This is a genomic window from Falcatimonas sp. MSJ-15, assembly GCF_018918265.1.
Taxonomy (GTDB): domain Bacteria; phylum Bacillota; class Clostridia; order Lachnospirales; family Lachnospiraceae; genus Falcatimonas.
Genome location: NZ_JAHLQC010000064.1, coordinates 1 through 677, shown reverse-complemented (window position 1 = coordinate 677; position 677 = coordinate 1). Strand labels below are relative to the sequence as shown.

1 pseudogene is annotated in these 677 nt (G+C 44.6%); it reads right to left on the bottom strand.

Annotation, left to right across the window (positions count from 1 at the left end):
* Positions 1–677 (bottom strand): annotated as a pseudogene (locus KQI85_RS16390) (hypothetical protein); the annotation flags it as partial.

Genomic DNA, 677 nt, shown 5'->3' with positions numbered 1-677 from the left:
TCATAACAGTATTCTTCTGTACCGCTTTTTATCCTGTAGTTCTCATCATCATAAGTGTACTGCGATGATGATGTTTTTACAAGTCTGTTTCGGCTGTCGTAGACATATTCTTTTTTGCCGCTTTCGGTGTATGCCTGTACAAGGTTGCCGTCTGCATCTGTTACTGTCTCTGTTCCGTTGTATGATGTTATGCAGTTGCCGGTGCTGTATTCCATTGTGACTGTTCCTGTGTCACTGCTTCTCTGTGTTATGTTGCCGGCAGCGTCATAGCTGTATCTCTCATCTTTTATTCCATCAGCTCCGGTCTGATGTCTCAGAGTTACCCTGTCAAGGCTGTCATATTCGTATGTGTATGTTATTCCCTCTGTCTGGCTCTCTTCTTTTACAAGTCTTCCTGCAGCATCATAGCTGTAGACATATGATATTACTGTCTCTCCTGATGTGTTCACTGCCTTAAGTGTTGCGAGGTTGCCGGCAGCGTCATAGGTCTTCGATGTGACTGTTCCGTCTGGTGATACTGTCTCTGTTACTCTCTGGCTGCTGTCATAGCTGTATGTCGTTACTCTGCCATTCCAGTCTGTTACCGTTGTTATGTTGCCGTTAAGATCATATGTATATCTCACCAGTGTGCTGTCAGGATATGTTACTGTGCTTATTCTTCCTGCCTGGTCGTACTC